16 protein-coding genes and 1 tRNA gene are annotated in these 18,939 nt (G+C 57.2%); 10 read left to right on the top strand and 7 right to left on the bottom strand.

The window, feature by feature from the left end; translation table 11 throughout:
- Positions 1 to 41 precede the first annotated feature (41 nt).
- Together ED661_RS20650 and scpA are read left to right on the top strand one after the other, a co-directional pair.
- Positions 42 to 977, top strand: a complete 936-nt coding sequence (locus ED661_RS20650) for a hypothetical protein (protein ID WP_254054911.1) — start codon at positions 42 to 44, stop codon at positions 975 to 977.
- Positions 940 to 3,069, top strand: coding sequence for a methylmalonyl-CoA mutase (gene scpA / locus ED661_RS20645; RefSeq protein WP_122076698.1), 2,130 nt, complete (start codon positions 940 to 942; stop codon positions 3,067 to 3,069). Before ED661_RS20650 ends, scpA begins: the two co-directional genes overlap by 38 nt.
- Positions 3,070 to 3,151: 82 nt before the next feature.
- On the opposite strand, the gene ED661_RS20640 is transcribed toward scpA, so the two are convergent.
- Positions 3,152 to 3,631 carry a hypothetical protein gene (locus ED661_RS20640; RefSeq protein WP_122076695.1) on the bottom strand — a complete coding sequence of 160 codons (480 nt, stop codon included), beginning with the start codon at positions 3,629 to 3,631 and terminating at the stop codon, positions 3,152 to 3,154.
- A gap of 274 nt (positions 3,632 to 3,905) precedes the next feature.
- Between ED661_RS20640 and ED661_RS20635 the strand changes: the two genes are divergently transcribed.
- The 4 genes from ED661_RS20635 (at position 3,906) to ED661_RS20620 (ending at position 6,695) form a co-directional block, all read left to right on the top strand.
- The gene (locus tag ED661_RS20635; RefSeq protein WP_122076692.1) at positions 3,906 to 4,508 is read left to right on the top strand and encodes a VOC family protein; all 603 of its coding nucleotides are present in this window, start codon (positions 3,906 to 3,908) and stop codon (positions 4,506 to 4,508) included.
- A gap of 103 nt (positions 4,509 to 4,611) precedes the next feature.
- Positions 4,612 to 5,310, top strand: coding sequence for a molecular chaperone DjiA (locus ED661_RS20630; RefSeq protein WP_122076690.1), 699 nt, complete (start codon positions 4,612 to 4,614; stop codon positions 5,308 to 5,310).
- On the top strand, positions 5,291 to 6,286 hold the full coding sequence (locus ED661_RS20625) for an endonuclease/exonuclease/phosphatase family protein (RefSeq protein WP_122076687.1): 996 nt from the start codon (positions 5,291 to 5,293) through the stop codon (positions 6,284 to 6,286). The genes ED661_RS20630 and ED661_RS20625 overlap by 20 nt, the downstream gene beginning before the upstream one ends.
- Positions 6,287 to 6,317: 31 nt before the next feature.
- Positions 6,318 to 6,695: a hypothetical protein gene (locus ED661_RS20620; RefSeq protein WP_122076684.1), complete on the top strand. Its 378-nt coding sequence runs from the start codon at positions 6,318 to 6,320 to the stop codon at positions 6,693 to 6,695.
- Positions 6,696 to 6,750: 55 nt separating this feature from the next.
- Here ED661_RS20620 and ED661_RS20615 read toward each other — a convergent pair whose 3' ends face one another.
- The 5 genes from ED661_RS20615 to ED661_RS20595 all read right to left on the bottom strand — a co-directional run bounded on the left by ED661_RS20615 (position 6,751) and on the right by ED661_RS20595 (position 12,654).
- Positions 6,751 to 8,295 (bottom strand): Ppx/GppA family phosphatase, encoded by a 1,545-nt coding sequence (locus tag ED661_RS20615; RefSeq protein WP_122076681.1) that lies wholly within the window; start codon positions 8,293 to 8,295, stop codon positions 6,751 to 6,753.
- A 57-nt stretch (positions 8,296 to 8,352) separates the two neighbouring features.
- Positions 8,353 to 9,072 carry a DnaA ATPase domain-containing protein gene (locus ED661_RS20610; protein WP_122076678.1) on the bottom strand — a complete coding sequence of 240 codons (720 nt, stop codon included), beginning with the start codon at positions 9,070 to 9,072 and terminating at the stop codon, positions 8,353 to 8,355.
- Positions 9,073 to 10,155, bottom strand: coding sequence for an AI-2E family transporter (locus tag ED661_RS20605; protein WP_122076675.1), 1,083 nt, complete (start codon positions 10,153 to 10,155; stop codon positions 9,073 to 9,075).
- A 157-nt stretch (positions 10,156 to 10,312) separates the two neighbouring features.
- Positions 10,313 to 11,290 (bottom strand): isopenicillin N synthase family oxygenase, encoded by a 978-nt coding sequence (locus ED661_RS20600; protein WP_122076673.1) that lies wholly within the window; start codon positions 11,288 to 11,290, stop codon positions 10,313 to 10,315.
- On the bottom strand, positions 11,290 to 12,654 hold the full coding sequence (locus ED661_RS20595) for an FAD-dependent oxidoreductase (protein WP_122077116.1): 1,365 nt from the start codon (positions 12,652 to 12,654) through the stop codon (positions 11,290 to 11,292). The genes ED661_RS20600 and ED661_RS20595 overlap by 1 nt, the downstream gene beginning before the upstream one ends.
- Positions 12,655 to 12,919: 265 nt before the next feature.
- Between ED661_RS20595 and proS the strand changes: the two genes are divergently transcribed.
- Both proS and ED661_RS20585 read left to right on the top strand, forming a co-directional pair.
- Positions 12,920 to 14,275 carry a proline--tRNA ligase gene (gene proS / locus ED661_RS20590; RefSeq protein WP_122076669.1) on the top strand — a complete coding sequence of 452 codons (1,356 nt, stop codon included), beginning with the start codon at positions 12,920 to 12,922 and terminating at the stop codon, positions 14,273 to 14,275.
- A gap of 338 nt (positions 14,276 to 14,613) precedes the next feature.
- Entirely contained in the window at positions 14,614 to 15,519 is a 906-nt protein-coding gene (locus ED661_RS20585; protein ID WP_122077114.1) for an ABC transporter substrate-binding protein, read from the top strand.
- 83 nt (positions 15,520 to 15,602) lie between these two features.
- On the opposite strand, the gene hemN is transcribed toward ED661_RS20585, so the two are convergent.
- Positions 15,603 to 16,958, bottom strand: coding sequence for an oxygen-independent coproporphyrinogen III oxidase (gene hemN, locus ED661_RS20580; protein ID WP_122076666.1), 1,356 nt, complete (start codon positions 16,956 to 16,958; stop codon positions 15,603 to 15,605).
- A 238-nt stretch (positions 16,959 to 17,196) separates the two neighbouring features.
- Here hemN and ED661_RS20575 point away from each other — a divergent pair.
- Positions 17,197 to 17,283, top strand: a tRNA-Leu gene (locus tag ED661_RS20575).
- 711 nt (positions 17,284 to 17,994) lie between these two features.
- Positions 17,995 to 18,540 (top strand): tyrosine-type recombinase/integrase, encoded by a 546-nt coding sequence (locus tag ED661_RS20565; RefSeq protein ID WP_162930209.1) that lies wholly within the window; start codon positions 17,995 to 17,997, stop codon positions 18,538 to 18,540.
- Positions 18,541 to 18,939: the final 399 nt, after the last annotated feature.

Raw genomic sequence — 18,939 nt, 5'->3', positions numbered from 1 at the left:
AGGTGCGAAACGTGCCTCCCGTCCAAAGAATTGGAAATGCGATGCAAACCTGTCTTCATCTTGGGGCACACCGCTGTGCCACGACCTCCTTTCAGGAATACCTGCGCCAGAATGCGGCAGAGCTTGAAACCCAGGAGATAGGGTTCTGGGGACCACGTCGCACCCGCAATGGGCTGTTTCATGGCGTGTTACCAACACCCAGTGTAGGCAATTCCCAATCACTGGCAAAACGGGCGCAGGGGCGGATCAGGATGAACCTGAACCAAAGCCGCGAACGTGGCGTTCAACAGCTTATCATCAGCGATGAAAACCTGATTGGCAGCACCCGCGCCAACCTGCGTCTTGGGGCGCTCTATAGCGGCGTTGGTGAACGGATGGCACGCTACGCCGAAGCCTTTGATGGGCAGATCTCATCCGTGGCTATGAATATCCGCAGCCTGGAGACCTATTGGACCTCGGTTTTGACCTATGCGATTACCCGTGGCCATCGCATTCCCACCGCCATGAAGTTGCAGAACCTGGCCGAAGGAAGTCGCAGCTGGCGCGATGTGATCTCTGATATTGCCTGCGCCATGCCTGGGGTGGAGATCAAGGTTCTGCCCTTTGAGATCTTTGGCGGGCGCCCCGAAATGCAGCTGGAAATGCTGAGCGATTGCGAGGCACCGCGATCCCATGCGCGGGTGCGTCTGAACGCCTCCTTGCGGCTGGAAGATCTGCGGGCTCATCTGCTGACAAATGCGGCTCAGGGCCTGCCCGCAGGAGAGGGGCGCTGGCGCCCCTTTGATGAGACCCAATGCGCCATGCTGCGCGAAAACTATGCTGATGATCTGATGTGGCTGGCTGCCGGCGCCGATGGGCTGGCGCAGCTGGTACAGGATCCAGAACACCCGGCGGCGGGATTGAACCTGCCCCAAACAGATGTGACAAGAGGAAGACCCCATGACAAGCAAGACAGACGATTGGCGGGCTCTGGCTGAAAAAGAGCTCCGTGGCCGCCCGCTCGAGGACCTGACCTGGAACACCCTGGAGGGCATCGAGGTCAAGCCGCTTTATACCGCTGAAGACACCGCAGAGCTGCCCCATATGGGCACGCTGCCTGGCTTTGGTCCCTTCACCCGTGGCGTCAAGGCCACCATGTATGCGGGCCGTCCCTGGACCATCCGCCAATATGCCGGTTTTTCCACCGCTGAGGAAAGCAACGCCTTTTACCGCCGCAATCTGGCCGCTGGTCAGCAAGGCGTCTCGGTTGCCTTTGATCTGGCAACGCACCGGGGCTACGACAGCGACCACGAGCGCGTCGTCGGCGATGTCGGCAAGGCCGGCGTGGCAATCGATAGCGTCGAGGACATGAAGATCCTGTTTGACGGCATTCCGCTTGATAAGGTCTCGGTCTCGATGACCATGAACGGCGCGGTGATCCCAATCCTGGCAAATTTCATCGTTGCAGGCGAAGAGCAGGGCCATGACAAGGCGCTGCTGGCGGGCACCATTCAGAACGACATTCTGAAGGAATTCATGGTGCGCAACACCTATGTCTATCCGCCAGAACCCTCGATGAAGATCATCTCGGATATCATTGAATACACCTCCAACGAGATGCCCAAGTTCAACTCGATCTCGATTTCCGGTTATCACATGCAGGAAGCCGGCGCCAATCTGGTGCAGGAGCTGGCCTATACCCTGGCGGATGGGCGTGAATATGTGCGCGCCGCCACCGAGGCAGGTATGGATGTCGACAAGTTCGCCGGTCGCCTCAGCTTCTTCTTTGCCATTGGCACCAACTTCTTCATGGAGATCGCCAAGCTGCGCGCCGCGCGGACGCTGTGGCACCGGGTGATGACGGAGTTTGACGCCAAGTCTGACCGCTCAAAGATGTTGCGGACCCATTGCCAGACTTCCGGCGTGTCGCTGCAAGAGCAAGACCCCTACAACAACGTGATCCGCACCGCCTATGAGGCGATGTCCGCGGTTCTGGGTGGCACCCAGTCGCTGCATACCAATGCGCTAGACGAAGCGATTGCGCTGCCAACCGAGTTCTCGGCGCGGATTGCGCGCAACACCCAGCTGGTGCTGCAGGAAGAGACCGGCGTGACCAATGTGGTCGATCCACTTGCGGGCTCCTACTATGTCGAGAGCCTGACCAATGAGCTGATCGACAAGGCCTGGGCGCTGATGTCTGAGGTTGAGGAAATGGGTGGCATGACCAAGGCCGTGGCCTCTGGCATGCCCAAGCTGCGCATCGAGGAAAGCGCTGCGCGTCGTCAGGCGATGATCGACCGGGGCGAAGAGGTGATCGTTGGCGTCAACAAATACCGCAAGGAAAAAGAAGACCCGATCGACATCCTGGATGTGGACAATGTTGCGGTGCGCGAAAGCCAGATCGCCCGGCTTGAGAAAATGCGCGCTGATCGGGATGAAGCCGCCTGTCAGGCTGCTTTGGATGAGTTGAGCAAGCGGGCCAAGGAGGGCGGTAACCTGCTGGAGGCAGCTGTCGAAGCTGCCCGTATGCGGGCTTCAGTGGGAGAGATCAGCATGGCGATGGAGAAAGAATTCGGCCGTCACCGCGCCGAGGTGAAAACTCTGGCGGGTGTCTATGGTGCGGCCTATGAAGGCGACGAAGGCTTTGCCGCGATCCAGAAGAGCATTGAAGACTTTGCCGAAGCCGAGGGCCGCCGCCCGCGTATTCTGGTGGTCAAGATGGGCCAGGACGGGCACGATCGCGGCGCCAAGGTGATCGCAACTGCCTTTGCCGATATCGGTTTTGACGTCGATGTTGGTCCACTGTTCCAGACCCCGGCCGAGGCCGCTCAGGACGCCATCGACAACGATGTACATGTCATCGGCATTTCCTCTCAGGCCGCTGGTCACAAGACGCTGGCGCCACAGCTGGTGAAAGAGCTGAAAGAGCAGGGCGCAGAGGATATTCTGGTGATCTGTGGCGGGGTGATCCCACAGCAGGACTATCAGTTCCTCTATGACAATGGCGTCAAAGCGATCTTTGGTCCCGGCACCAATATCCCAGAGGCCGCGCAGGATATCCTGAAGCTGATCCGCGAGGCCCGTAGCTGAGCGGCACTGCCGCAGAACTAGACAGAGTAACAGGGCGCGGATTACTCTGCGCCCTTATGCATTTTCGAGTGACTGGAAGGCTTTAGGAGTAGAAATCGATCAGTGGCTGCGAGCTGTCATAGCCGGCCTCCTCCAGAGTGGCCTGAACGGCCTCCCCCAAGGTGGTTTGACCTTCCTGACTGAAATCATACTCCTCAACCGCCTGGGCGATGAGTTCAACAACCGCTTCGTCAACGGTTGCAATGCCTTTGCTTTCCTGTGGCGGCGGTGGCGGAGGAGGCGGACCTTCGGGGTGGCCTGTCAGGCCTTGTCCCGCTTGTTTTGTCAATTTCGAGGTGTCGAAACCCGCATCTGCCAGTACTGAGGCAAGATCAGAGTTTGAGATAAGCCTGAGCTCTTTGGCCTGGCTCACAACCGTCTGTGCTGTGCTGTCTTTGAGGTTGCCAGTGCCGCCATGCGACAACAGTTCAGCAACCTTTGCAGTCTGTTCCTCGTTCAGTTTTGTCGACTGTTTGTACAGGTTCGACGTCAGTCCTTGGGCAATTGCGCCTTGGATCAGCATCAGGGGTGGTCTCCTCGAGTTGGCAGCACTTGTCGGATTTTTGTTTCGCGCATTGTTAAATTCGAGGGGTGTTAACAACTTCCTAACGTTTATCTGGGTGGTTAAAATGCTCCCGATTTTGCCCATGGAATCCGCTAGATTTGGCCAGGTTTTGACCGCCATGGTTACCAAGACATGAAGATAGAAAGGCTCCAGCAGCACAGCACGACGGTGTCGGCTTTTGCCTTGAATGTCGTCAGTGACCGTCTAGGGTGGCCGCAAACGGGAGAGTGCGATGGAACTGGATCATCTGGCCGTGGCGGGGGAAACTCTGGAAGAGGCCTGCAACCACGTGGAAGAAGCGCTGGGAGTATCCCTGCAGCCGGGCGGAGAACATGCGGTGTTTGGCACCCATAACCACCTGCTTGGGCTGGCAGATGGGCTCTATCTGGAGGCCATCGCCATAAATCCTGAGGCAGTACCGCAGCGGCGCCCTTGCTGGTTTGATCTGGACCGCTTCTCGGGCGCTCCGCGGATCAGCAACTGGATTTGCCGCTGCACGGATCTGCCCGGTCAGTTGGCCCAGTTGCCCAAAGGCGCAGGGGAGCTGGTCGAGCTGACGCGTGGCGATCTGAAATGGGATATGGCGGTGCCCGCGGATGGGATCCTGCCCTATGATAATATGTTCCCGGCGCTGATTGAATGGCACTCTGCCCATCCGGCGCCGCGGCTGCAACAGCAGGGGGTCAGGTTGCATCACATGGTGATTTCCCACCCCAAGGCCGAGGCTTTGCAGGAGGCGGTGCCGCTTGAGGATCCGAGGGTCAGCTTTGAAACGGGGGCCGCTGGATTTGAAGCTGCATTCGAAACCCCGCATGGGCGACGCATGTTGCGCTAAAAATGTGCATGATCGGCAGTGACTTGCCGGTTCCCCATATGATCCGCGCGCTTTAAAGGCCGCATGACTGACAACAGATGGTTTTAACGCTAGGGTTTTACCTATGTCTCTTTGGTCCAGAATATCAGATGCGCTCTCTGCCCTTGGGCAGGGCGAAAGCCTTGCGGATGTCTTTGATCGTCTGCGGGCCCCGCCGGAACGCTCGGTCGCCTTTGCCATTGCGGTGATTGCGCTGGGTGCCAAGATGGCCAAGGCGGATGGGCAGGTCACCCGGGATGAGGTCACCGCCTTTCGCGAGGTCTTTCAGATTGCCCAGAATGATGAGGCGGGTGCCGCGCGGGTCTTTGATATGGCCCGCACTGACATCGCGGGCTATCAGGATTATGCAGCCCGTATCCAACGGATGTTTGCCTCAGATTCCACCACGCTGTGCGATCTGATGGAGGGCCTGTTCCATATCGCCATGGCGGATGGGTTTTACCACCCCGGTGAAAACGAGTTCCTAGAGGACGTGAGCCGTATCTTTGGCCAAACCCCAGAGCAGTTTCAGGCGCTGCGAGCGCGGTTTGTCCCCGATGCGCCCAAAGATCCCTATACGGTGCTGGGGGTGTCCTCGGATATGCCACGCGAGGCGATCCGCAAACATTGGCGTCAGCTGGTACGTGATACCCACCCGGACGCCATGATCGGGCGCGGGGTTCCGGAAGAGGCGGTGCGGCTGGCGGAAAAACGCATGATTGATATCAACCGCGCCTGGGATCAGATCAATGGATGTGAAAAACATGCGCCTGGTCACCTATAATATTGAGTGGTTCGCGCATCTGTTTGACGATGCGGACAATCTGATGCTCGATGATCAGTCTTCCGGGCGCTATGGCGTTGATCGCTACACGCAGGGCCGAGCCATTGCCCATGTGTTGCAGCGGCTGGATGCGGATGCGGTAATGGTGATTGAGGCCCCCAATACCGGACGAAAACAACGCTGTACCAGGGCGCTGGAACGGTTCGCTGCCGAGGCGGGATTGCGCACAGACACGGCTGTTTCGGGCTTTGCCACCGACACTCATCAAGAGATCGCACTGCTGTATGATCCAACCGTGTTGGATGTGGAGGCGGATCCGAAGGCCAGTAAGCGTGCCCCACGTTTTAACGATAGTTTTCTTATTGATCTGGACGTTGACGATCGCATGGACCGGGTGCGGTTTTCCAAACCGCCCCTAGAGTTGCGGGTCTCCACCAAGGGCGGAACAGCTCTGCGCCTGATTGGGGCACATCTGAAGTCCAAGGCCCCGCACGGGGCTAAAACACCCGAAGAAGTGGTGCAGATTTCAATTGCCAACCGACGCAAACAACTGGCTCAGGCGATCTGGTTGCACCGACGTATCAAAGAGCATGTCGAGGCCCAAGAGAACATCATTGTCATGGGCGATCTCAACGACGGGCCGGGGCTGGATGAATACGAGCGACTGTTTGGCAAATCCTCGGTCGAGATTGTCATGGGGGCTGAGCTGACCGACCCCCATGCACAAAGCCTGCTAAAACCGCGTGAACTTGTGCTGCCTTCGACTTCCCGCTTTTACAATCCAGAAACCAAGCGCTATTTCCGGGCTCTTCTTGATTATATCATGATCTCTCACGGGTTAGAGGCCCATGCCCCGCGCTGGCGTATCTGGCACCCGTTCGAGGATGCCGAGTGCTACGATGATATTCCAATGCGGGAGGCCCTTTTGGCGGCTTCGGATCATTTTCCAGTCTCGCTGGATCTTGAGCTGACTTAAAATTCTAACGCAGAGAGATTATATTGGCCTGATGAAACATTTTATCGCCCCCGCCCTCGTTGCCTGCTCACTGATCGCCACACCTCTTGCTGCCCAGGATGCAGAGGGGGAGGATGGCTCCAGCCTGATGGAACGCGGGGCTGAGCTGTTCTGGAAAGGGCTGCGCGAAGAAATGGCGCCGTCCCTGCAAGAGTTGGAAGGGTTGATGTCAAAAATTGGCCCTTCAATGCAGGGTTTCCTGACAGAGATGGGGCCGGCGCTGGCAGAAATCGCTGACAAGGTCGAAGATTGGAGCCGCTACGAGGCGCCAGAAATCCTGCCCAATGGCGATATCATCATCCGCCGTAAACCAGATGCGCCGGATACTGAAGCAACTGAGGATGCAGGGGGCGGCTCCACAGATCTCTGATACGTCCCGAACCCGGCTTCCCTAGGGAAAACTGACATCGCGCATATCGCAGATATTACTTGGTGATCTTGACGCTCAGCTCGGCTTCCAGGGCATCGGCCAGAGATTTTAGACGGCCCTCGGCCACCTCGCCAAACAGATCTTCAGAGGATCGGGGCAATTCAAGGCAGAGGTGACGTTTGCGCGGTTGCCATTTCAACTTGCCGATATCGCCATCCTCGCTGACCATCAACATGGCGCCAAAGCGCATGGCCTTGCCCAGGATCTCGGCTTCTTTCTGGCCCTTTTCGTCGAGAAGATCATAGAGATACTCAAAGGCGGTGCCCTGTCGCTTGTTGCGGTAGCGGTGCAGGAGCGCGAGGCCCAGGAAAATCCGTTCGGAATGTTTCAACCCGCCAAGATTAGCGCGGGTTGCGTTTTCGAAACAGACCTCGGCGCGATAGTCGGGATGGGCGCGCCAGCTAACATCATGCAGCAGGCAGGCGGCCTTGATCAGGCGTTTCTTGGTATGCGGGCCGGAGTTGAACAGGGGAATGACAAAATCATACAGCGTTTTGCCAAATCCCGGCAGGCGCGCATCCTTGGCCTCGGCAAAGCGGCAGGATTCTACCAGCGGATCCCGGTTGCGCAGCCGTTGTGGCATCTGCTCATAGAGCAGCCCCTCGCGAATACCATAACTGGAAACCGCGATATCCTTGGGCTTGAAGGTTTTGACCAGACGCGACAGCACATCGATGGCATAGGGCACCAGTGACATACGGGCGCTGGAAATACCGCAGGCCGTGCGCAGCTCTTCTATATTGGTAGCGTCGATGTATTTCAGCGTTTCGCGCACATCGCGCGCGCTCATGCGGTATTCATGCAAAACCCGTAAGGGATAGCCGCGGCGCATCATGTCGACCCGAGCAATGGCGCGCCAGCTGCCACCAACCAGAAACAGCCGGTCCGTCTGCTGGCCCATCTCGGCGCTCAGCTCTTTCATAACGGATGAAATATGAGTCTTGCGTCCGCGGCGCCCGCCTTTGATATCGCGCAGTTTCAAGGGCCCAAGTGACGAGGTCACGCGCTTGCCAACCTCGCCATCATGGATTTCGGCCAGCTCCATCGAGGAGCCGCCGATATCGCAGACCAGACCATAAGAACCGGGCCAGCCCAAAAGCACCCCCTGGGCTGACAGCCGTGCTTCTTCGCGCCCGTCAATGACCCAGATCTTCAGCCCGGTTTCACGCAGAACTTCCTCGCAAAAATCCGGCCCGTCTTTGGCGTCCCGCACGGCGGCTGTGGCCACCACCGACAGACCCGGTAGGCCCATGCCCTCAGCCAGATGTTGAAACCGGCGCAGGGCCGCCAGCGCCCGTTCGCGCCCCTTGGGATTAAGATTACCCGTCTCGGATAGACCAGCGCCCAGGGCGCACATGATCTTTTCATTGTAGAAATAGGCGGGGCTGCGGGCGGCGCCGTCAAAGATTACCATCCGGACCGAGTTTGAGCCCACATCAACCACCCCAACCCGTGACAGGGCGCGGGCGCTGGGGTCTTCAAAAACGGGGCGACCAAAGGGACCCCAATCGGCGTTAGAGCTGTCCGGGGCTGCGGTCATAAGCGCCTCATCATTTCTGCGTTTCGACTGTCACGATGGGCCAAGCCCGAAGTGGGGTCAATCGCTCGCGGTTGCGACATTTTTGGTTTCTTCTGGCAGATCATTTGGGAGATCTTGTGACATCAGCCTGACCGCAAGAGGGCGCGACAGGGTGCGCCCTTCAGAGAGTGCCAGACTATCCAGCTGTTTCACGATGACGGCGGCGGCCGCAAAGGAGCGATCCATATGTGCCACCAGATAGGGGATGACATCAGGTTTTGGTGTTACCTGCCTGTCATTAAAGAGTTTTGCCAGAACCACAGCCAGCAGTGCATCGTCTGGTGCTTGTAGTTCTGCATGGGTGGCGGCCTGCACGCGACTTTGCAGATCTGCCAGCGAGAGCTGCCAAAGATTTGGGGCAGCCCGTCCCGTCAGCATCAGGGCATGGCCGTTGGACAGCACCAGATTATGCAGGTGGAAGAGGGCGTTCTGCGCCTCTGTGTTGCCCGCAATTGCGGGGACATCCTCGACAACCACTGGCGCCTGCGCCAGCTCCGGCACCTGGTCTTCCAGCAGACTATCAGCCTGGATGATCCTGGCGCCAGTCTGGCTGGCCCAGACATGGGCAAGATGGGTTTTACCGGATCCCGCTGGCCCCGTCAGAACCAGTTTGCCACTGGGCCAATGAAACGAGGGATCCAGCAGGGCCACAGCCATGGCATTGGAGGGGGCGACAAAGAAATCATCCCGCCCCAGGGCCGTTTTGGCGGGCAGATCAAAGCTGAGTTGCTGGGCCATTTACTGCTCGTCTTGTTGCTGTGAGGCCGGGTGTTCAAACCCCCGGTACAATCTGCTGTCGAGATACTGTTCAACAAGGAACCGCGCAACCACGCCCAGCGCAGCGGCAACGGGAACCGCGATCAGCATGCCGACAAATCCAAACAATGCCCCAAAGACCGACAGGGCCAGCAAGAGCCAGACCGGGTGCAATCCTACGGAATTGCCGACCAATTTGGGGGTCAGGTAGTTGCCTTCGATCACCTGACCAAAGGCAAAGGTGGCGCCGACGATGCCAATCGACCACCAGTCGCCCCAGAACTGGAACAGGGCGAGACCGATGGCCAGGGCGCCGCCAATCAGGGCCCCGAGATAGGGAATAAAGGTCACCAACCCGGCGATAAAGCCCACCGCGAGGCCAAAATTGAGGCCAACAATCATCAGGGAAATTGCATAGTAGCTGCCCAGGATCAGGCAGACGGTGCCCATGCCGCGAATGAAGGAGGCCAGCACGGCATCGATCTGGCCCATCAAGCGGCGAATAACTGGTGCGTGGTCACGCGGCAGAAGCGCGTCAACTCGGGCGATCATCCGGTCCCAGTCCAGCAGCAGGTATACGGCAACCACCGGAACAATCACGAACAATACCAACACATTAACAACCGAAGCTGCAGATCCGACGATGCCTTCGAGCAGTTCAATCCCCTTACCCTGCAATGTGCCGGCAATCGAGGCAATGGTCTGTTGCGCCCGGCTGCCTTCGGTAAAGACCGAAGGGAAATGGGTCTGGGCAAAGGTCCGCAAATCGCGAAACGCCTTGGGCAGGGTTTCTGTCAGGTCGATCATCTGGCTGATCAGGGTCGGCAGCACGATCAGCAGGCCGAGCAGGAAGATCAGCACCGAGAGCACGACAATCAACCCGGTGGCTGAGGCGCGGCTCAGCCCCATGGCCTCCAACCGGTCGGCGATGGGGTCAATCATATAGGCAATGGCGGCGCCCAGCACAAAGGGCAGCAGGACGTCCCCCAGTGACCACATCACAAGAGAAAAAACCAAGGCGGCAACGCCCCAGTATTTGAATTGCTTCTTTGCCGGAAGGGCCATGACTGCGCTGCCTTTTTGAGACCGATCATTGGGTTCTTGGTTCAGTCATCGCCCAAGGCCGCGCCCCTTGCAAGAGGGGCGGGTCTCTCTGATTTGAATCTCAGCTGTTTTTTGCACAGAGTTTCAGTATCGACCACCCAGCTATTGCGGGGGGAGGTCAGCTGTCGTGAAGGGTGCCGAGCTCTGGCGTGTCCTCACTGGCCTCTTCATCCGGCCAATTGGTGCGCCAGATTTCTGCCGACCAATGGCCGCAATGCACCGAAGGGCGCTCAAAGCCGGGCAGGGCGGGCAGGAGGGGCTGTACCACCACATCATGACGCGGTACCGCAAAATAGGGAAAGGAGTAGCGCTGTTTACCGCTTCGGTTCACCACCCGATGGGGCGTTGAGACCAGGCGTCCCCCGGACCACAGTTCCAGCATGTCGCCGATATTGACAACAAATCCGCCAGGAGGGCAGTCCGGGGTAATCCAGGTGCCATCACGGGTTTGCACTTCCAGCCCGCCAACCGGGTCGGGGGCGATGATGGTCAGCGCATCGGTGTCCTTGTGGGGATGAATGCCAAAGCCCGGCTCATCCGGGGCCTGTGGCGGGTAATGTAGCAGTGACATATTGGTCAGCGGTAGGCGAAAGGCCTGTTGCAGACATTGCGCGGGCAGCTCCAGGCCAGTCTCTAGCGCAGCGAGCAGGAGATCGGCAACGGCGTCTAGCTCTTGCCAATATCCCAAGATAACCTCACGGGCTTGGGGCAGCTCATCCGGCCAGAGATTGGGACCATAGAGCGGGCAGTCCTGGCGGATCGGCGCGTCAGGCGCGACCTCGTGATGCAGTTTGTAGCCTTCATATTTGTCGGCAGTTCCAGAACCATCATTGGGAGTGAAGAACCCCATTGGAATATAGCCGCGATAGTTTTCACGGGTGACGGCTTGTTGCCATTTGGAGGCGTCCTCGACAGCAAAGATATCGCGGCAGGTCTGGCGCACCTGATCAACGCTTTCTGGCGCGATGCCGGTTCCGGTGATCGACAAAAAGCCAATATCGGTACAGGCGGCAAGAATGGCCTCTATGGTGCTGTGGTGATCCGGATGCTCCGGATCACGCAGCGGCGAGATGTCAATTGTCGGGATGGTCTGCATCAGTGGATCCTCACACCCTGGCGTTTCAGCTCGCCTTGCAGGGCGGTCATATCTACCGCATCCAGCGCACAGTTGGATTTGACCGATTGGGCTGCAGCAATGCCCGCACCTTGTCCGGCAACAGCGCAACAGGCCATGTTGCGGGTCGCGGCATGGGCAATCCTGTCACCGCCGATGGCGCGCCCCGTCACCAACAGACCCTCGACGCCCTTTGGCAGCATAGAGCGATAGGGGATCTGCATGTAGCGCCCCGTTGTGGGTAGAATCAACACCCCGTAGCCGTCGATGAATTCGGGGTAGATACCGATGGTATCGTCAAACCGGCCCTGATTGCGGGTCTCATCTTCGGTGATGTTGTGCAAGGCGTCGATCTTGCGGGTGTCTCGAATACCAATGGTCATACCAAAATTACGCAGCCGCGCCGCCTCACAGCCCGGCGTATAGGCATTGAGCGCCTTGATCGCCAACATTGCCTGCGAACGCCCCTCGATTTCGCCACGGGTCATGCTGTCGGGATCAGTGCCGTCGATACCTGCAAGATGCACCAGGTTCATATAGGTCATCTCGCCACTGTCATGCACCGCGCCCCAGGTGCCACCAATGGTGTTGAGATGTGCGGGGATCACCCCGTCACGGATCGCCTGACCAAAGGGTTTGGCCAGGAAGGGCGAATACATGTCGTCTTCCTTGCCCGAGGTCTCGACCTGCCATTCGCCTGTCGACCAATCGGCATAGGTTTGTGGGTCGGCTTTGACCCCCTCCATGAACTTCTGCTTGTCGACACCCGCGATGTGAAACATCACACTCGCCGCCTGCATGTCCTCAACTGGGGTTTTGATCGTTGGTGCCCCCATCATCTGGGCGATATCGGCGTCACCTGTCGCATCGATCACCCGTTTTGCCAGGATGGCCTCGCGGCCGGCCTTGCTCTCGACGATGACGCCGGTGATCCGGTTGCCCTCGCGGATGGGGGCCACAAAGGCGCGATGCAACATCGGGTGAATGCCTGCCTCTTCGACCAGCCTGTCGGCCACCAGCTTGAAACCCTCGCTGTCGAGCTCATAGGACAGCGACTGGCTTTCAGGCACTGCGGCGCCCATGGATTTGGCGCGTTCTTCAAATTCCCAGCCAATACCGCCGGCCTCGACGGTCTGTTCATGGCGATACCAGGCAAAGCCCTCGACGCCGACGGTGGTGATATTGCCACCAAAGCAGCCAAACCGGTCCAGCAGCGTCACCTCGACGCCAGCGCGGGCCGCAGCCAGCGCTGCCGCCAAGCCACCGGGACCGGAGCCCACAACCAGCACTTCGGTGTTATGGATGACCGGAATTTCGCGGGCTGGTTCCAGAATGGTTTGCTGCATGGTGATCTCGCCTAACGTAAAACTTCGCCCAATGTTGAGAAACTTGTATCGGCATTCAAGAAAGAAAACGGCAGATCGGTTCAAAAACGACATTCCGCTGCGTTTCCGCTAACAGAAGATGCGTTTTGCCTCATAGCGCCTCTAGCACCGGGTGGACGCCCAGTGGCAGCTTGGCAGGGGTGATGGGCAAAACCAAACCATGATTGAATAGCGCGCAATGATGGCTTAGACCGCTGGGGAAACCCTTCGTAAGATTGAGACCGACATGCGCCTGTCCCGCTATTTCCTGCCTGTTCTGAAAGAGAACCCCTCTGAGGCCCAGATTGTCAGCCACCGCTACATGCTGCGGGCCGGCATGATCAAGCAATCCTCTGCCGGGATTTATTCCTGGTTGCCGCTTGGCTTCAAAGTGCTGAAAAAGCTGGAAGGCATCGTCCATGAGGAGCAGCAGCGCGCTGGTCACATGCCGATGCTGATGCCCACCATCCAGAGCGCCGATCTGTGGCGTGAATCCGGTCGCTATGATGACTACGGTCAGGAAATGCTGCGCGTTGAGGATCGTCATGGCCGCGACATGCTGTTCACCCCAACCGCAGAAGAGCTGATCACAGATATCTTCCGCGCCCATGTCAGCAGCTACAAAGACCTGCCGCTGACCATGTATCAGATCCAGTGGAAGTTCCGCGATGAGATCCGCCCGCGCTTTGGGGTGATGCGGGGGCGTGAATTCTATATGAAGGATGGCTACAACTTCGACCTCTCCAAAGAGGATGCGCTTCACGCCTATAACCGCCACCTGGTCACCTATCTGCGCACCTATGAGCGCATGGGGCTGCAGGCGATTCCAATGCGTGCTGATGGCGGCCCCATTGGTGGTGACTATACCCATGAATTCCTGGTGCTGGCCGAAACCGGCGAGTCCGAGGTCTTCTATGACAGTGCCGTCACCGATCTGAGCTTTGGTGATCGTGAGATCGATTATGACAATGTCGCGCAGTGCCAGGGCGTGCTGGAGGAGTTCACCTCCAAATATGCCCGCACAGATGAGACCCATGACGAGGCGCTGTTCAATGAGGTGCCTGAAGAGCGCCGTCGCGTTGCGCGCGGTATCGAGGTTGGCCAGATCTTTTACTTTGGTACAAAATACTCTGAAGCGCTGAATGCGACCGTGCAGGGCCCCGATGGCAAACCCACCCCGGTGCACATGGGCAGCCACGGTATCGGTGTGTCGCGTCTGTTGGGCGCCATTATCGAAGCCAGCCACGACGACAAGGGCATCATCTGGCCCGAAGGTGTGACGCCGTTCCACTGTGGCATTGTCAACCTCAAGCAGGGCGACGACGAGGCTGATGCCGCCTGTAACCAACTCTATGCTGCTTTGACTGCGCTGGGCCTGGAGCCGCTCTATGATGACCGCAAGGAACGCGCGGGCGGCAAATTTGCCACCATGGATCTGATCGGTCTGCCCTGGCGCATTACCGTTGGTCCACGGGGTCTGAAAAACGGTGTGGTTGAGCTTACATCGCGCCGCACTGGTGAAAGCGAAGAGATGAGCCCGGAAGAGGCGGTGAAGAAAATCGCTGAAATCTATGCGCCGCACAGGTCCTCGCGCGGTTTCTGATTTCTGTCCGAACCGAGATAAAAAAGAGGTGGATCGAAAGATCCGCCTCTTTTTTTTAGTTTTGCGGCAGCTGTTCCGGATGCAGTTAAAACTGAAGGAAAACGAGCGTGCGTAATTCGATCTAATCGCGGTTTTTTTTTGATTGATTAACTTTTGGCCGCTCATTGTTGCCGGGTCACTCAGCCATTTCGGGTTTGAGGGGAACGTTTTGAGTGCCGAAAGGAAGAGCATTGAACCTCGTCCCCCTTCAGTCTGACCCTTGGCAATAACCGAAGGAAATCGACTTGTTGAAAGCATCTTTTACGACCGTTCTTACCGCCTCTACTTTTGTTGCCGGCATGGCGGGAGCTGCAGAACTTGGGGATGTGGATACCCCGATCCGTCTGGCCCTAAATGATTGGACTGGCCATCAGGTCAGCACCTATGTAGCGGGTGAAATGCTGAAAGCGGCCGGCTATCAGGTTGAATATGTAACGGCCAGCAATCTGAATGTTTGGGAGTCCATGGTTGCGGGCGACATCCACGCAAACGTCGAGATCTGGTCGACCAGCCAAACCGAGGAATTTGAGGGCTTTATCGCCGATGGCAGCGCGATGGATTTGGGGGATCTGGAACTCTATGCGCAAGAAGGTCTGGTGTACCCTGCGCATGTGGCAGACCTGTGCCCAGGCCTGCCCAACTGGGAAGCCCTGCGGGACTGTGCTGCGATTTTTGCGACGGCGGATACCGGTGATCAGGGCCGTTTGTTGGGCTACCCCGAGGTCTGGAGTAGCCCAGGGGCAGATCGGGTCGCCGGTCTGGCGCTGCCGTTCCAGAACACGCCTGCTGCAGATGAGGCTGAGCTCACCGAGTCCCTGCGGGATGCAGTTGAAAACAACACAGCAATTCTGGCCACCTTTTGGCAGCCCCATTGGGCGATGACGGAGTATGATCTGAAATTTGTGCAACTGCCTGCAGCAGAACCAGCTTGCTTCACGGATCCGTCCTGGGGGCCAAACCCCAATGCGGTCAATGACTGTGGCTTTGAAAGCGCGCGTATCTTCAAGGCAGGTTGGGGCCAGTTGGCAGAAAAATGGCCTGCTGCCTTTGAAATTCTGTTCTCCTACACGCTGCACATCGAAGACCAGCAGCCTATGATGGGCTCAATCGACGTCGAGGGCCGCGCAGTGGAGGAAGTGGTCAAGGAATGGATGAGCATGAATGATTTTGTCTGGCAGCCGGTTGTGGACGACGCCACCTCTTAAGCGGTCCCGCTTTGCACCAGATCTGAAGGAAAAAGGCCCGGGCTGTTGCTCGGGCCTATTGTGTTTGTAGTTGAGTGATAGGCTTAGGATGCACGACTGAATTTGGCATCCGCTGGCATATGGGCATCAAACAGGCTGGCAATGATCCGGGTCATGGGGCGACCTTCAGGGGTGATCTCCAGCTTTTCGTCTGTCAGGGTGACCAGCTCGCCAAAGCGCGCAACCACCTTTTCCAGGTCCGCGTCCAGCCCGGCAGTGCGCGCGCCAAACTGCTGCTGCAAGGCGCTCCTGTCGAGGATAAAGTCGCACATGATCATTTCGATGGCACGGGCGCGCATCTGGTCTTCTTCAGTCATTTCATGGCCACGGGCGCCGGCCAGATGTCCGGCCTCGATCTGTTTGACATAGGCCGGGGTAGCAGCGGCATTTTGCACATAGCCGCCAGGAAACCGAGAGATAGACGAGGCCCCAATGCCGATGAGGGCAGGGCAGGTGTCTTCGGTATAGCCCTGGAAGTTGCGTCGCAGATGGCCGGTGCGGGCGGCCTTGGCCAATCCATCCTCAGGCAAGGCAAAATGGTCGATGCCAATGGCCTCAAACCCGGCCACGGCGAAGGCTGTGGCAGATTGTACAGCCAAATCATAGCGTGCCGGGTCATCTGGCAGGACCGATTCATCGATTAGTTGCTGGCGCTTGGCGACCCAGGGCACATGGGCGTAGCCAAACAGGGCGATGCGATCGGGTTTGAGGCTGAGCACCTTCTCCAGCGTATCCGCCATGCGGGCCGGGGTCTGATGCGGCAACCCGTAAACCAGGTCGGCATTGAGCGAGGTAGTTCCAGCGGCGCGCAGATCTTCCACACAGGCCAGAGTTGTCTCATAGGGTTGTTCACGGCCAATGGCCTGTTGCACCAGCGGGTCAAAATCCTGAATACCGATACTGGCCCGGTTCATGCCCTCTGCGGCAAGGGCCGCGATCTTGTCCCGGTCCACCAGTGTGGGGTCGATCTCAACCGAGAACTCCCAGTCCGGGGTCTGCGGAAACACATTTTTGACCGCACGGGACAAGCGGTGGATCAAGGCTGGCGGCAGAATGGTTGGCGTGCCGCCCCCCCAATGCAGGCGCCCCATCTGCAGCCCTGCCGGCAGCGCATCCGCAAGCAGGTCCAGTTCAGCCTCTAGGGTGGCGATGTAGCTTTCAACCGGGCTCAGCGATTGCGTGCCCTGAGTGCGGCAGGCGCAGAACCAGCACAGGCGTTCACAAAAGGGGATGTGAATATAGACCGAGACCGGAACCTTCGGATCCAGGGCAGCCAGCTGACGTCGTTGCGAAGCCAGCCCGACACTGGGACTAAACACCGGCGCGGTGGGATAGGATGTATAGCGGGGCACGCGGCTTTCAAAAAGCCCAAGCGCGGCGAGGCGATCAATCTGTTTCATGACTCCCATTTGTCCCTTATGGCAGGGCGTCGCTTTGCGCAGGATCAAATAGAGCAGAAAATCTGCGCCTTGTTACGCCTTTCGACACTATCGGGGTGAAGAAATTAAGCCTTTGAAAAGAAAGATGTCTCGCCGGATTTTGCCCAGTGCTCGGAGGTTTTGGAAAATTTTGCTGCTTCGCTCCATTTTTCCGTTTGACGACCGCTGAACATCGTCTTATACGCCCCACACGACACCTGCCCAGGTGGCGGAATTGGTAGACGCGCTAGCTTCAGGTGCTAGTATTGGCAACGATGTGGAGGTTCGAGTCCTCTCCTGGGCACCATTTTACATTCAGACGTAAAAAATTCTAAAAACTCAAATATTACAGATACTTGCGGAGTTCGAAAACCGTTTTGGCGGTCATAGGCCAAAGGCGCTTTAAATGCCGTTTTGAGGATGGTTTTCTTCACTGCAAGTGGCCCTTTATTGTAGATATTCCAAGGGTTTGACAGGAACTCTCGCAAAAGTTCGAAAATCTGACCCATGCTCGCCTTCGGTTTGGTGTTTTGCGTGATTTTGTCACTCAGGCGCAGCTTGTCTTCACCCAGCTTTGCAATCTTGGTTTCGAGTGCCGCGATCACCTTTGGGTTTGATGTCTCCACCAAACGCTCCACCATGGCGTCTTGTTGCTTGTCCAGTTCGGTGATTTTGCGTTTTAGAGCAGTTTTGGCCTGTTTGGTTTGTTCATCGCGCTGGCTTGATGCGTCACTCAGCATCGACATCGCCACGGAGAGAACATTCTCAGTTGGCGTCATGGCGCTCAGAACTTTCTCAAACCCAGCTTCAACTTTCTCAGCGCGGATATTCTTGCGGTACTCTGAGCAATCACGTGTCTGACACCAGAAGTAGGGGTATAGCTTGCCAGTGCCGCTTCTTATTGAGGTACATTATAAAGTATTCAGCAGCCTCCAAACTAGAAGTCGACATTCAAGCTGTTGACTTAGCGGTTATCCTGCTTGGGGAAACCGGCCACGTTTCAAAGAACATTCCCGCGATGAACTGGAAAGATGTGCCGAAATTCTATCAAGGTCTCGAAGATAGAGCGGTCAGTCATCTTGCAGTGCGTTTCCTTATCTTGACTGGAGTGCGGGCAAAGCCTGTTCGACATGCCAAGTTAACCCAGATCAATGGAAACGTATGGACCATTCCTGGCGAGGACATGAAAGGAAAAAAGGGAAGTACCCCAGATTTCCGAGTCTCACTGTCAACTGAAGCGCTAAAAGCCATTGACGCTGCGCGTTGTCTCGAGCGTGGCGACTATCTGTTTCCTGGCCTAACAAGGGGGGTGATCTCTGATACGGCGATGACCAATCTCCTGAGAGATCAAAACCTAGAGGCTCGTCTTCACGGCTTTCGAAGCAGCCTGCGAACCTGGATCGATGACAATACTGATGCAAGAAATGAAGTTGCTGAAATGGTTCTGGCTCATCAAAATTTGACGAGTGTTGAGAAGGCGTATTTGCGAAAGGATTTCTTGCAAGAACGGGCGCCAATCATGCAAAAAGGGTCAAACTACTTGATTGTCGCGGAGAATTCTTAACAAACTTTAACCTTGGTTAAACATTGCTGTTCATTGGCCATTTTATTGAGAAGGAGGCCATTCGTCGGAACATGTCGCCTGACGATACCGAATGCCTTGTCAAATAGTTGCACGAACAACGCCGGGGCATTCACGGGGTGAGTATTCGGCTAGTGATTAGAATGATGGATGAATTGCACCGTCTGGCAACACTTCCGTTGAAGCACTGAAGTCGTCGTGGAAGATGAAACCGGTAAGGCGAGTTCGAGCGAAGGTCATGTCTTTCCTGAAATGGGTGAGAGGGATCGGGCAGTACAAGATAGACATGACCTTCGACGCTTCAGAGCAAACCAGTTTTAGCCTTTTGTCGTGCCGATATCAAAACTAAGCTAAAATGGTGCTGAGCTGAGATTGGAGTGA

It is taken from the genome of Pseudophaeobacter sp. EL27 (genome assembly GCF_900313025.1).
In the GTDB taxonomy this organism is placed as follows: Bacteria; Pseudomonadota; Alphaproteobacteria; order Rhodobacterales; family Rhodobacteraceae; genus Pseudophaeobacter.
This window is presented reverse-complemented; position numbering and strand designations above follow the sequence as displayed.